The sequence below is a fragment of the Allobosea sp. 47.2.35 genome (assembly GCF_024655635.1).
Taxonomy (GTDB): Bacteria; Pseudomonadota; Alphaproteobacteria; order Rhizobiales; family Beijerinckiaceae; genus Allobosea.
On sequence record NZ_JANLGI010000001.1, the window covers coordinates 261611 to 274486 of the forward strand.

Consider the following 12876-nt stretch of genomic DNA (forward strand, 5'->3'; position numbering starts at 1 on the left):
TCACGGGCGGGATCGGGGTCAATCCGTCGGGGCGGCGCGCGCCATCAGCGCGTCCATGTCGATGAAATGGCCGGCGCGGTCGCGCTTGGAGGCGAGATAGCGGACGTTGTGTGCGTTCGGGCGCCCGAGCACGCGCTGGGTCGCGGCGACCTCGAGCCCGGCGGCCTCGATCGCGCCGATCTTCTGTGGGTTGTTGGTCAGCGCCACGACGCTGGCAACGCCGAGCTGCTTCAGCATGGTCGCGGCGAAGTCGAAATGGCGCTGGTCGAGATCGAAGCCGAGGACCTCGTCGGCGTCATAGGTGTCCCAGCCCTGGCTCTGCAGCTTGTAGGCGCGCATCTTGTTGGAGATGCCGTTGCCGCGGCCTTCCTGGTCGAGATAGAGCAGGATGCCGCCCTCGTTCTCGGCCATCCACTGCACGGTCTCGCGGAGCTGGTCGCCGCAATCGCATTTCAGCGAACCGAACAGGTCCCCGGTCAGGCAGGCTGAGTGCAGGCGCACCGGCACGGCAGACGCAAGGTCGGGCTTGCCGACGATGATCGCGACCTGATCGCGCAGGCCCTCACCGCCGCGGAAGACGACGAATTCGGTGTCGGGCGCGCCTTCGAGCGGCACCGGGGCGCGGCCGACGATCTTCAGCGTCGCCGCCTGCTCGGCGCGGTAGCCGTTTACGGCGGCGATCGCGACCTCGACGAGCGGCTCGTTCGCGACGGTCTCGGCGCTTACGGGAACGAGGATCACGGCCGGCAGCACGAGCGAGAGGCGGGCGAGTTCCAGCGCGGCCTCGTCCAAGGCCGAGGCCGGGGCGACGGGCGCATCCATGCGGCCGTCGAGCTTGAGTGCGAGTGTTTCGATGCGGCTGGTGTCGATGGTCGGAAGTGCAAAAATCCCGGTCTCCAGGCGCCCCTTGGCACCGAGCCGGCGCAAGCGCGCAGCGCTCAGCACGAGATGGCCGCGGCCCTGTGCCAGGCCATCGAAGCGGCGGGCGAGTTCGGCGTCGGCGAGCTCGGCGGCAAGGGCGAGCGCCAATCGCTCGCCATCGCGGAGCAGGACGGGGCGGCCGGCGCGAAACTCGGCGATCGCCCGTTCGACCTTCACGAGATCCGTCTGGAGGGATGGGCCGAAGAGCGTACGCGACTCAGGCATCGAAAAGTCCGTCAGATTGGGCCGGCGAACGGCCGAGGGGGCATCCAGGGCACCATCGGGTATCGATATAGGGCCTTGCAGTGCGCTCTGCCAGCAACGTGGCGGGCGGGGCGCCGGTTCCATGATCAAAACCGCGTCAGATGATGTCCGTCGGCAAGCGAAAACGGGAACTTTCGGAGCATGTCGTCGTCCTATGGGCGCACGCGCTTGAACGTGAGATGAATATCGTTTCGGCAGCAGGTGAGGAGGCTTTCCGATGCAAGGCGACATGCCGGCAACCCGCGTCTACAGCCCGGTTGCCCGGGCCCTGCACTGGATCACCGTGGTCGCGGTCTTCGCGATGATCCCGGTCGGGCTCGCGATGAGCTATCGCGGCAATGTCCTGAATATCTGGGATGGGCTGACCAACGGGCTCTACAGCGCCCATAAGCTCGTCGGTTTCCTGTTGCTCTGGCTGATGGTCGGGCGCCTGGCCTATCGCCTGCTGCACGGTGCGCCGCTGGACGAGCCGACTCTGGCCTGGTGGCAGAAGGCCGCCTCGCATCTGGTGCACTGGTTGCTCTACGGCCTGCTGATCGTCGTGCCGCTGCTCGGCTGGATCGGAGTGTCATTGTTTCCGGCACTGACGATCTTCGATCTGTTCAACCTGCCGGCGCTGGCGAAGCCCAACGAGGACGCGGCCAAGCGCGTGCTCGACATCCACGGCAAGCTCGCGCTGGCGATCGGGGCGCTCGCGCTGATGCATATCGGCGCCGCCCTGCATCACTACCTGATCCTCAAGGATGGCGTGATGCGGCGCATGCTGCCATGGCTGAAGTAGCGCCCGGCTAGATCGGCCGAGCCCAGAGGTCCTGATGGCCGACCATAGCTGATTGGGCTTCGCGGCGTGCGGCGAGCCAATCCGCGATCGTTTTGGCATCGAGGCGGCCAGTTTCGCCGACGGCCATGGCGATGCCTTCAGCCAAGGCCTCCTGCAGAGGCCGGCGCTTCGCATCGAGCAGCCAGTTGCTGTCGCCGCTGGAAACGGCGAAGCCCGACTTGCGGAAGGCTTCGGCCATGAGCTCGCAGGCATCCGGGCCAGCGGCGGGGCCAAAGCCCTTGTCGCGATGCTGATGATCGGTGAAGGCGGCATGGATGCCGATATCGGCCGGATGCTCCGGCAGCCAGGTCTCGTGGCCGTCATGAGTCAGCACGGCGTAGAGGGGTAGATGCTGGCTGGCGAGCGCGGCGACGAAGCGCTCGATCCAGCGCTTCGAGGCGATATCGAACAGCGCGGCGGCGGTGACGAGGTCAGGCTGCCAACCCAGTACCCATTCTAGATCGGTGTTCAGGTCGACCTTACGGGTGTCGACCGTGATCGTCTTGTCGCCCTTGGCGAGAACGAGTTCCTCGCCCTGCTCGCGCGCTTCGTCGGCCCAGCCCGTCAGGCGCTCGCGGGCGAAGGCGAGGAGTTCCGCGTCATGGTCCACGAGCGTCCAGTGCTGGCGGTCGGGCAGGGCGGCGTAGGTCGCGCGCAGGTTGGAGCCGGCGCCGCAGCCGAGATCGAGCACCGAGAGCGAGGCCTTGTCGGCGAAGTAGCTGCCGACCGCCGCGAGAACCTGCGGATTGCGCGCCGCATGATCTGCGGGCTCGCGCAAGGCGAGCCATTCCGGAGAGAAACCAGCCATTACCCCACCTTTCGGCCGTCGCCGCGCAGGCAGACGTCTGCGACGATGCGCGCGGTCTCGCTCCAACGCGTCAAGTCGCCGGCTGCGGTCCACGCTGCATCGGCACGCTGCCGACGCTCTGCCGGCGCATCAATCAGTCTCGCGAGTGCCTTGGCAAGTGCCGCTGCGTCGCCGGGCGGCACCTTGAGGGCTGCAGCATCGGGCAGGGCCTCGGCGCCGGCGCCGCTCAGCGTGGTGACGATCGGCAGGCCGCGTGCCAGCGCCTCGGTCAGCACCATGCCGTAACCTTCATAGAGCGATGACATCACGAAAAGATCCGCTTCGTCATAGAGTTGCGCGAGCCTGTCGGCACCGATACCTCCGGCCAGCAAGATCCGTTCCGAGAGGCCGGCACGGGCGATGCCATCGCGCAATTCCGCTGCCGTCGCGGGCGCGTGATCGGGCGTGCCAGCGATGGTCAGGGTCCAGGGCCGGTCCGCGATGGCCGTCAGCGCGGCGATGAGGACGCTGTAGCCTTTGCGCGGGATCAGCGAGCCGACGGCGAGAATATGCAGCGCCTCGCCGCGACCGGACCCCTTCGATCGTGGCGCCGGGTCCGTGCCGGGGATCGCGACGGCGATCTTGTCGGCGGGGACATCGAATTCCGTCGCCAGGGTCAGCTTCGTCGCGGGGCTGGAGGCCACGACGGCGCGTGCATGGCGCAGCGCCAGGGTTTCGCTGCGACGCAGTGCCGTGGCTACTGCCGGATTGTGTCCGGTCTCCAGCGCCAACGGATGGTGGACCAGTGCGACCAACCGGTCCGCAAACCGTGCGGCAAGTGCTTCCGGAAAGGCGCCATAGGCGAGGCCATCGACGAGCAGGATGTCGTCGGGTGCGGTTGCAGCGAGGAGCTTTTCCGTTGCTGTGAAATCGGCCTCAGTCGGAAAGGGGAAGGAGCTGGGCAGCGCGAGATGGCGGGCTTCGATACCCGCTTCACGCCATTCGCGCAGGAGACGCCGGTCGTAACCGTAGCCGCCTGTCGGCGCGTCGATGTCGCCGGGGATGGCGAAGACGATGGCACTCACGCCAGCGCGCCCTCATAGCTGGCGCGGGCGAGGTCGGTCTCGTGCAAGGTGACGCGAATCCTGTCCAGCCCCGCGCCGTCGGCGCCGAGCGCGCCGGATTTCGCCGCCGCCGCCATGGCATCGAAGATGTGCTTGCAGAGGAATTCGGTGGTGGTCAGCACGCCGGCGAATTGCGGGAGGGCGTCGAGGTTCTGATACTTTAACGGCTTCAGCGTCTCCGCGAGGGTGTCGAGCGCGGCGCCGATATCGACGACGACGTTCTGCCTGTTCAGCGTCTCCCGGAAGAAGGCGACATCGACCACGAAGGTGGCGCCGTGCATTTTCTGCGCCGGACCGAAGAAGGGATCGGGCAGGGAATGGCCGATCATGATGCGGTCGCGGACTTCGACGGAAAACATGCGATCTCCCGGAGATGGGTTGGCGATGCGGCCCGGTCAGGGCCGCGTTTCATAGCAAATCGCGGCGGTCAGGCCAGCCGCTCCGGGCGCGAGCAGGCCGGGCAGCCTTTGCGGCAGATCGGGGAAAGCGATCTCGTCGGTGATCAGCGCATCGAGCCGGTCGTCGGCGAGCAGGGCCATCGCGGCTTCCGCTCGGCGGGCATAGCTCCATCGCGCGCGCCGCGAGGCCGAGACAAGGCCGACCTGCGAGGAGATGAGCTGGAGGCGCCGCGCATGGAAGGCGCCGCCGAGAGCGGCGGGAACGGCGCCTTCGCCATACCAGCTGAGCTCGACGATCCGCGCTTCGGTGCCCGCTGCTGTGATGGCGGTGGCGAGGCCCGCCGCTGTCGCGCTGGCGTGGAAGACGATGTCGGCATCGCGCGGCGTGGCATCGGGTAGCGCGAAGCCGAAGCCCAGTTCGGCGGCGAGCGCGGCGCGGCTTGGTTCGACATCGACGAGCGTGACCTCGGCTCCGGGCAACCGGGCCGCCAGCCAGGCGACGAGCAGGCCGAGAACGCCACCGCCGACGATCACGATCCTGTCAGCGGGGCCGGAACCGGCATCCCAATGGGCATTGAGCGCGGTCTCCATGTTGGCGGCGAGGATGGCGCGCCGGGGCGGGACGCTAGCGGGCACGAGGACGAGCCTGTCGCGCGGGGCGACGAAGCGGTCCTGATGCGGATGCAGGCAGAAGGCGACGCGGCCGAGTATGTCCCGAGGGCCGGCATCGACGCGGCCGACGGCGCAATAGCCGTATTTGACGGGGAACGGGAAGCTGCCCTCCTGGAAGGGGGCGCGCATGCGCTTGTGCTCGGAACAGGGCACGCGGCCCTCGCAGACCAGCCGCTCGGTGCCGCGACTGACGCCGCTCCAGAGTGTCGTGAGCAGGCAATCCTGCGGCCCCAGCGCGGGCAGGGCGACCTCGTTCAGGTTGCATTCACGGGGCGCTGTATACCAAAGCGCAAGAGCCTTGGTCCTTGCGTCAATCGGTGTTGCAGGCTTTAGCTCCCGCGCCATTCGCGTCCGATCCCGTCCGTCCGAGCCTGTCTGCCTACCATGACAGAGACCGCCATGAACCAGCGTCCCGCTCCGACCACGTTCCGGCGGGCGGCGCAAGAGGCCGGGCCGAACGGTCTGACCCCGGCCGGGCTGCAGGCGGAAACGGTGCTGCGCCGCCGGCGGTTCCTCGTCCTTGTCCTGAATCTCGTCACGCTGGCCCTGCTGCTTGCCGGGCTTGCTCGCGTGCTGGGTGCGGGCGGCTGGAGCGTCGCGGATGTCGCGATCTTCATCGCCTTCCTGTTCGGCGCTCCCTGGACCGTGCTCGGCTTCTGGAATGCCGCGATCGGGCTTTGGCTCCTGCATGGCAAGGCGGACGGGCTCGCCGAGGTCACGCCCTTTGCCTCGGCCAACGCAGAGGCGGTGCCGCTCACCCTGCGCACGGCCGTGCTGATGACCTTGCGCAACGAAGACCCGGCGCGCGCCTTCCGTCGCCTGAAGGTCGTCAAGGACAGTCTCGATGCGACCGGCGAGGGCGGCTGGTTCGATTATTTCGTGCTGTCGGACACGAACGATCCGGCGGTTGCCGAAGCCGAGAAAAGGCTGGCCGAGGCCTGGGCGCGAGAACTCGGCGATCCGGCGAGGCTGACCTATCGCCGTCGCAGCGACAATGCCGGGTTCAAGGCCGGCAATCTCCGCGATTTCTGCGAGCGCTGGGGCGAGCGCTACGAACTGATGCTGCCGCTCGATGCCGACAGCGTCATGGCGGGCGAGACGATCCTTGGGATGGCCCGAATGATGCAGGCCCATCCGAAGCTCGGAATCCTGCAGAGTCTCGTGGTCGGCATGCCCAGCCGTTCGGCCTTCGCCCGTATCTTCCAGTTCGGCATGCGTCATGGCATGCGGCCCTACACCATGGGCTCGGCCTGGTGGGGCGGCGATTGCGGGCCGTTCTGGGGACATAACGCGCTGGTGCGGATCGCGCCGTTCCGCGATCACTGCCATCTGCCGCTACTGCCGGGCGGGCCGCCGCTGGGCGGCGCGGTGATGAGCCATGACCAGGTCGAGGCGACCCTGATGCGCCGCGCCGGCTATGAGGTGCGCGTGCTGCCGGTCGAGGGCGGAAGCTGGGAAGAGAACCCGCCGACCATGCTCGACTTCGCCACGCGCGACCTGCGCTGGTGCCTCGGCAACCTGCAATATCTCAAGCTCCTCGACCTCCCCGGCCTCAAGCCGATGAGCCGCTTCCAGCTGGTCTGGGCGATTCTGATGTTCCTCGGGCTGCCGGCCTGGACGCTGATGATCGCGCTTCTCCCGCTCAAGGTCTTCGAGGATCGGGCGATTGCCGACTACCCGGTCGTGCTGGCCGGCGGGCTCTACCTGCTGTTCCTGGCGATGTACCTCTCGCCGAAGCTCGCGGGCTTTGCCGACATCCTGCTGACGCGCGGCGGCGTCGCACGCTATGGCGGCAAGGCGCGGTTCCTCGTCTCGGCGGCGATCGAACTCGTCTTTGCCTTCTTGCAGGGCGCTGTGTCGAGCTTCCGGACGACGCTGTTCATGATCGGGCTCGCGTTCGGGCGGGTGAGGATCGGCTGGAACGGGCAGGCGCGCGACGCCCGCGCGCTGTCCTTCGCCACCGCTTTAGCAGGGCTGTGGCCGCATCTGCTGTTCGGGGCTTATCTCTTCGTCACGCTGGGCCTGATGGCGCCGGCTGTGCTGGTCTGGTCGCTGCCGCTGACCGCGGGCTATGTGCTGGCGATCCCCTTCGCGATGCTGACGGCAGCGCCGGCTTGCGGCGCCTTTCTGGCGCGGCGCGGGCTCTGCGGCATCCCCGAGGATTTCGACCTGCCGCCCGTGCTCGCGGCGATCCGCGATGGAGAGGCGGCATGAACGCCGTCACCTACCCCAAGGGAACGGTGAAGGCACTGTCGCGCTCGCTGCGCATCTATCACGGCGACAAGGAGCGCCATGCGGCGATGGACCGCCTCTACGGGGCCTTCCTGAAGCCGGGCGACCTCGCCTTCGATATCGGCGCCCATGTCGGTGACCGGATCTCCTCCTTCCGTCGGCTGGGCGCGCGTGTCGTCGCGCTGGAGCCGCAGCCGGGCCCCGCCCGCGTCATCCGCCTGATCCATCGGCGCGACCCGCTGGTGACGCTGGTCGAGGCGGCCTGCGGCGACCATGAGGGCTCGATCGCGCTCCGGATCAACAGCAAGAACCCCACGGTCTCGACCGCCTCGGCCGCCTTCATCGGCGCCGCCGCGGGGGCCGGAGGCTGGGAGGGACAGGTCTGGGATCATGAGATCACCGTTCCCTGCACGACGCTCGATCGGTTGATCCAGCGCTATGGCCTGCCGAAGCTGCTCAAGATCGATGTCGAGGGCTTCGAGGCGCATGTGCTGGCCGGGCTGACCAAGGCGGTGCCGGTGATTTCCTTCGAGTTCACGACGATCCAGCGCGATGTCGCGGAGGCTTGCCTCGTGCTGCTGGAAACGCTCGGCCCCTATCGCTTCAATGTCGCGATCGGCGAGAGCCAGGTGCTCGAGCTCGCTGAGCCGGCGAGCGCCGAGGCGATGGGCGATTACTTGCGCAGCCTGCCGCATGAGGCCAATTCGGGCGATGTCTACGCCATCTTGACGGGCTGAAGCGCGGCTTCAGAGGCTGCTACCGCCGAGCCAGGCCAGGATCGCGGCGACCAGCAGGCTGAACCAGCCGGGATGGCGCCCGCGCGTCGCGAACAGCACCAGAGCCGAGCCTGCCAGCGAGGCGGCAATCGCGACCTTCAGCAGCCACGCGTTCGGCAGAGGCGTGGCCGGCGTCTGCGCCATCGCGATCAGGATCGCGGCGAGCGCCCAGCCCAGGATACTGACGAGGTGCCAGCTCGCCCAGAGAATCCTGACATGGCGCTCCCGGAGCAGCGGGCCGCCTTCGGTCGGAACGATGTTGCCGCGGCGCAGTTGCCGGAAGATCAGGAGTTCGCCGACGACCGAATGGACCAGCGCCGTCAACGCCATCACCACCCCGGCACCCAAAAGCAGCGGCTGCATCGATCGCTCCGTGCGTTGCGGAAATGGGAACTTCTGCGTCTCCCGTTCGTAGCAGTGCGGTGCCGGCTGCCGGAAGCGGGCTCGTTGTCGCGGCTGCCGCCGTTTCGCCACAAGCCGGTCAGCCGCGGTTCATCTCATAGCGCTCAGGCTGGCCGAACCTCATTATCAGGGATCACCATGACTCGCTGTCTTCGCCCACTCGCGGTTTCGCTCGCTCTCCTTGCCTCGCTGACGGTCGCGCGGGCAGCAGGCGAGGTTGCCGTCGAGGTGAAGAACGAATCCGAGCCGGTGCTCTGCGCCGAGAAGGACAACGTCACGATCAAGGCGGTCTCGCCCGAGGTGCGGCGCTTCCAGATCGAGGCAGCGCATCCGGCCTATGTCGCGGGGCTCGTGCGCGACAACTGGGATGCCGACTGGACGAATTGCGACATGAAGGGCGATCCGTCCTTCGCGCCGCCGACGCCGCCGCGCCGCGTCACCTTCTACGAATCGATCGACTACTGGCTGGTCGGGTATACCTTCCCGAGCTTCTGGCGCCCGGCCGAGGCGACCTTCCGCGTCGGCGAGCGCGTGGAAAAGGGGCTGCACCTCGTCCAGCTCTGGAAGCTCGGCAAGGACAAGTCGCATGAGGTGCTCGTCGTCTATCCGCAGGACGGCAACTGGCGCGCAAGGCCGCTGCCGCCGGAGCATCTCGGCTTCTCCTCCTATGGCTCCTCCTTCCTGTTCGGGCCGATCGAGCAAGAGGGGCGCCCGGTCGTGAACATCAAGGAGATCGAATTCGATCCGAAGACGCTGACCTTCAAGCTGAACTTCAAGGACGGCTCGTCCGGCAGCCTCAAGCTGGACAGCGTCGACGAGAACCGGATGGTGCTCGATGCCGTGCTCGACAAGCCGGTGACGGGGGGCAAGGGCTTCCTGGCGCTGCGCTCGATGTATGTCACCGAGTTCAACAACGACGTCGCCCGCATCGCGCTGCGCGAGCCTGGCGCCAAGGGCTGGCGCGAGGAGGCGCTGATGTCCTATCCCGGCGGCAAGGCGACCGACATCTGGATGGGGCGCACGACGCATTCGCGCCACAACACCTCTTCGCCCGACATGGTGTTCCGGCGCTTCTCGACCGATCCCAACCCGCCGCCGAAGCCCGAGAAGAAGTGAGGCCAGGCGGGTCGTAGCGGAACGCATTGCCTCCCCGTCGCGTTTGGCCATGACGCGGCGGGCGCATCGGTTTAGCCTGCGGCGACCGATACCGCCGAGCCTGCAGAGAGACCCATGCCGCGTTTTGCCGCCAACCTGTCGATGATGTTCACCGAATGGGAATTCCTCGATCGCTTCAAGGCGGCCGCCGAGGCGGGGTTCGAGGCGGTCGAATTCCTGTTTCCCTATGAGCATACGCCCGAGCAGGTCGGGCTCGCGCTGACGGGCGGCAACCTCACGCAGGCGCTCTACAACCTGCCGCCCGGCGATTTCGCCAAGGGTGAGCGTGGTATCGCCTCGCTGGCGGGCCGCGAGGACGAATTCAGGGCCTCGGTCGAGACCGCGCTGTCCTATGTGCACGAGACCGGGGTCAAGCGCCTGCACATGATGGCGGGGCTTGCCGACCCCAACGACCCCATCGCGCAGAAGACCTACCGGGCTTCGCTCGCCTATGCCGCCGACAAGCTCGGCGAGCAGGGCATCGACCTCCTGCTGGAGCCGATCAACGGCAAGGACATGCCGGGCTATTTCCTCAACGATTTCGATCAGGCGGCGGCTTTTGTCCGTGAATCCGGTCGGCCGAATGTGCGGCTGCAATTCGACATGTATCATTGCGAGCTGATCCATGGCGACGTCTCGGCCAGGCTGAAGGCGCTCTACCCGCTCGTCGGCCATGTCCAGATCGCCCGCGCCAACGGCCGGCATGAGCCGGACGCCTCGGGACCGGACTATCCGACGCTGTTCAACCAGCTCGACGGCCTTGGCTATGACGGCTTCGTCGGCTGCGAGTACCGTCCGGAGGCCGGCACGCTCGAAGGGCTCGGCTGGTTCGCGCCCTGGCGGAAGCCGCTCTGATGCGCCCGCCCTCGATCTCCTATCCGGTGCTGGTCGCCGATATCGGCGGTACGAACTGCCGCTTGTCGCTGGTGAGCGATGCGGATTGCGTGCACCGGCCGTTGGCACGGATCGGCACGGGCAGCCACCCGACGGCGGAAGCAGCCTTTGCCGCCGTCCTCGCCGATCTCCCGGAGAAGCCGCGCTCCGCCGTGCTGGCGGTGGCCGGCCCGCTCGATGGCCGGCAGGCGCAACTGACGAACGCGGTCTGGCATCTCGACGGGCCGCGGATCGCGGAAGCGCTCGGCTTGACTCAAGGGCTGATGGTCAATGATTTCGAGGCGCTCTCGGCCTCGCTCGCGGTGCTCAAGCCCGGCGATCTCACGACATTGGTCGAGGGTGATCCCGAGCCCGAAGGCGTTAAGTTGGTGCTGGGGCCGGGGACCGGATTTGGCGCGGCCGCCCTGCTGATGCGGGGCGAGCGCGGCGTGCTGATCCCCACCGAATCCGGCCATATCGGCATCGGACCGGAAGACCAGACCGAGCAGAAGATCTGGCCGGCGCTGAGCGAAGGCATTCCACGCCTGACGGTCGAGCATCTCCTGAGCGGCGACGGGCTCGTGCGCCTGCACAAGGCGGTGGCCCGGACCTCCGGCATGCTGGAGGCGGAGGTCAGCGCGGCGGATGTCTCCCGCCTCGCGCATGACGGCGATCCGGCGGCCTTGATGGCGGTGGTCTGCTTCTGGCGCCTGCTGGCGCGTGTCGCCGGCGATCTTGCCCTCGTCTTCAAGGCGACCGGCGGCGTCTACATCGCTGGCGGCATCGCGCCGCATCTGCTGCCGCTCGCCGACAAGACGGCGATTCGCACGGCCTTCGCCGGCAAGCCGCCGATGGAGGAGCTTGCGGAGCGTTTCGCGCTGCATGTGATCACCGCGACGGACGCGGCCGAGCAGGGGCTGGCGGCGATCGCCGCCAATCTGCATCGCTTCGGGCTCGACGATCCCAAGCGGCTGTGGTTTGGCTGAGCGGCCTTCTCACCACGTCGCATAGGTTCGCGTGCAGCCCATCCATTCGATCCAGGTCCTGCGCGCGCTCGCGGCCTTCATGGTCGCGATTCACCATGTCCAGCCGGATGCGGCCGTGGTCGCGGCGCGCGCGGGCCTGAGCTTCACGCGCAGCGACCTCTTGCCCTGGATGGCGGGCGTCGACATCTTCTTTGTCGTCTCCGGCTTCATCATGGTCCATGCTTCGCAGGACCTGTTCGGCCGGGATGGCGCCTCCAGCCTGTTCCTGAAACGGCGGCTGGCCCGGATCGTGCCGCTCTACTGGGCGATGACGACGCTGTTCCTGCTGGTCGGTCTCGCCGTTCCGGCCGTGCTCAACTCGGGCGTGCCGAACCTCCAGCAAATCCTCGGCTCCTACCTGTTCTGGCCGGTGGTCTCGACGCAAGGCTTCGTCCAGCCGGTCTATTCGCTGGGCTGGACGCTCAATTACGAGATGCTGTTCTACGTCCTGTTCGCGGCCGGGCTGATGCTGCCGCGACGCTGGACACTGCCGGCGATCACGCTCGTGCTGGCGCTGCTGGTCTCGGCCGAGAGCCTGAAGGGGCCGCTCTCGCTGCCCTTCGGCTTCTGGGGCCAGCCGATCGTGCTCGAATTCGCGGCGGGTATGGGGATCGCGGTTCTCAGGCAGAAGGGCCTTCGGCTGCATGGGGCATTGCGGATAGCCATTGCGATGGCCGGTGCCGCACTATTGGTCGCGGCTGCCCATATTCCCGGCACGGATGGGCCGTGGAGCAGCGTGTTGTGGCGCGGTGGGGCCGCCGTCCTGCTGATGCTCGCCGCCGGCTGCGGCCGTGAGGGCATAGTGCCCTTGCCGCCGGTGAAGGCGCTGGCAGCGGTCGGCGACGCCTCCTATGCGCTCTATCTCGTCCACCCCTTCGTGATCCGGGGGGTGCGCGAGGTCGTGCTGCGGCTCGGACTGCATTCGCCGGCGCTCTATATCGCGCTGGCGCTCGTCGGTTCCGTCATTGCCGCGCTGCTGCTCTACCGCTTCTTCGAGAAGCCGGCGACGCGTCTGGCCCGGCGCTGGCTCGGTGGCTGAGGCGGCTCAGCTCAGCTTCATGCCCTTCAGGGACTGGCCGACCACGCCGCCATCCTTGCGTCGCTGGGCCCGTTTCGACTTGATCGTTTCGACATGTTCGGGCTGCGGGAAATACCCGCGCTCCATGACCTCCAGCGAATATTCCTCATAGGTGAGGCCGAGCGCCGAGGCCTTCTCCTCGCGCCGAAGCGCGATCTCGCGCGGCTTCTTCCAGGCCTTGCGATGGGCGAAGCGCCAATCGAAATAGCGGCCGATACTGCCTGAGCCGGTGGCGGCGCGGCGCTTGCGCTCCTTCAAGGGCGGGCCGCCATTATGGCCGATCCCGATCGGGCGTTCGCTGGGCATCGCTCTTGGACTCATCAGGCCCCGCTCCCGATCACGATAAGGG

14 protein-coding genes are annotated in these 12876 nt (G+C 67.6%); 7 read left to right on the forward strand and 7 right to left on the reverse strand.

Features of this window, described 5'->3' with window-relative positions; genetic code table 11:
- Nucleotides 1–18: 18 nt before the first annotated feature.
- On the reverse strand, nt 19–1146 hold the full coding sequence (gene ribA / locus NUV79_RS01320) for a GTP cyclohydrolase II RibA (protein WP_257731272.1): 1128 nt from the start codon (nt 1144–1146) through the stop codon (nt 19–21).
- A gap of 256 nt (nt 1147–1402) precedes the next feature.
- Between ribA and NUV79_RS01325 the strand changes: the two genes are divergently transcribed.
- Nucleotides 1403–1966: a cytochrome b gene (locus NUV79_RS01325; protein WP_257731273.1), complete on the forward strand. Its 564-nt coding sequence runs from the start codon at nt 1403–1405 to the stop codon at nt 1964–1966.
- Between the two features lie 7 nt (nt 1967–1973).
- On the opposite strand, the gene NUV79_RS01330 is transcribed toward NUV79_RS01325, so the two are convergent.
- The 4 genes from NUV79_RS01330 to NUV79_RS01345 are packed head-to-tail and all read right to left on the reverse strand — an operon-like array spanning nt 1974 to nt 5331.
- Entirely contained in the window at nt 1974–2813 is an 840-nt protein-coding gene (locus NUV79_RS01330; RefSeq protein ID WP_257731274.1) for an SAM-dependent methyltransferase, read from the reverse strand.
- On the reverse strand, nt 2813–3877 hold the full coding sequence (locus NUV79_RS01335) for a glycosyltransferase family 4 protein (protein WP_257731275.1): 1065 nt from the start codon (nt 3875–3877) through the stop codon (nt 2813–2815). Before NUV79_RS01335 ends, NUV79_RS01330 begins: the two co-directional genes overlap by 1 nt.
- Nucleotides 3874–4275 (reverse strand): 6-pyruvoyl trahydropterin synthase family protein, encoded by a 402-nt coding sequence (locus NUV79_RS01340; RefSeq protein ID WP_257731276.1) that lies wholly within the window; start codon nt 4273–4275, stop codon nt 3874–3876. The genes NUV79_RS01335 and NUV79_RS01340 overlap by 4 nt, the downstream gene beginning before the upstream one ends.
- A 36-nt stretch (nt 4276–4311) precedes the next feature.
- Entirely contained in the window at nt 4312–5331 is a 1020-nt protein-coding gene (locus NUV79_RS01345) for a zinc-dependent alcohol dehydrogenase (protein ID WP_257731277.1), read from the reverse strand.
- A gap of 54 nt (nt 5332–5385) precedes the next feature.
- Between NUV79_RS01345 and mdoH the strand changes: the two genes are divergently transcribed.
- The gene (gene mdoH / locus NUV79_RS01350) at nt 5386–7200 is read left to right on the forward strand and encodes a glucans biosynthesis glucosyltransferase MdoH (protein WP_257731278.1); all 1815 of its coding nucleotides are present in this window, start codon (nt 5386–5388) and stop codon (nt 7198–7200) included.
- The gene (locus NUV79_RS01355; protein ID WP_257731279.1) at nt 7197–7955 is read left to right on the forward strand and encodes an FkbM family methyltransferase; all 759 of its coding nucleotides are present in this window, start codon (nt 7197–7199) and stop codon (nt 7953–7955) included. Before mdoH ends, NUV79_RS01355 begins: the two co-directional genes overlap by 4 nt.
- A 9-nt stretch (nt 7956–7964) precedes the next feature.
- On the opposite strand, the gene NUV79_RS01360 is transcribed toward NUV79_RS01355, so the two are convergent.
- Nucleotides 7965–8357: a hypothetical protein gene (locus tag NUV79_RS01360; RefSeq protein WP_257731280.1), complete on the reverse strand. Its 393-nt coding sequence runs from the start codon at nt 8355–8357 to the stop codon at nt 7965–7967.
- A 177-nt stretch (nt 8358–8534) separates the two neighbouring features.
- On the opposite strand from NUV79_RS01360, the gene NUV79_RS01365 reads away from it, so the two are divergent.
- The 4 genes from NUV79_RS01365 to NUV79_RS01380 all read left to right on the forward strand — a co-directional run bounded on the left by NUV79_RS01365 (nt 8535) and on the right by NUV79_RS01380 (nt 12488).
- The gene (locus tag NUV79_RS01365) at nt 8535–9512 is read left to right on the forward strand and encodes a hypothetical protein (RefSeq protein ID WP_257731281.1); all 978 of its coding nucleotides are present in this window, start codon (nt 8535–8537) and stop codon (nt 9510–9512) included.
- 114 nt (nt 9513–9626) lie between these two features.
- Complete coding sequence (otnI, locus tag NUV79_RS01370; protein WP_257731282.1) at nt 9627–10406, forward strand: 2-oxo-tetronate isomerase; 780 nt, start codon at nt 9627–9629, stop codon at nt 10404–10406.
- The gene (locus NUV79_RS01375) at nt 10406–11410 is read left to right on the forward strand and encodes a glucokinase (RefSeq protein WP_257731283.1); all 1005 of its coding nucleotides are present in this window, start codon (nt 10406–10408) and stop codon (nt 11408–11410) included. The genes otnI and NUV79_RS01375 overlap by 1 nt, the downstream gene beginning before the upstream one ends.
- A 31-nt stretch (nt 11411–11441) precedes the next feature.
- Nucleotides 11442–12488, forward strand: coding sequence for an acyltransferase family protein (locus tag NUV79_RS01380; RefSeq protein ID WP_257731284.1), 1047 nt, complete (start codon nt 11442–11444; stop codon nt 12486–12488).
- Between the two features lie 6 nt (nt 12489–12494).
- Here NUV79_RS01380 and NUV79_RS01385 read toward each other — a convergent pair whose 3' ends face one another.
- Nucleotides 12495–12833 carry a hypothetical protein gene (locus NUV79_RS01385; RefSeq protein WP_257731285.1) on the reverse strand — a complete coding sequence of 113 codons (339 nt, stop codon included), beginning with the start codon at nt 12831–12833 and terminating at the stop codon, nt 12495–12497.
- Nucleotides 12834–12876 lie beyond the last annotated feature (43 nt).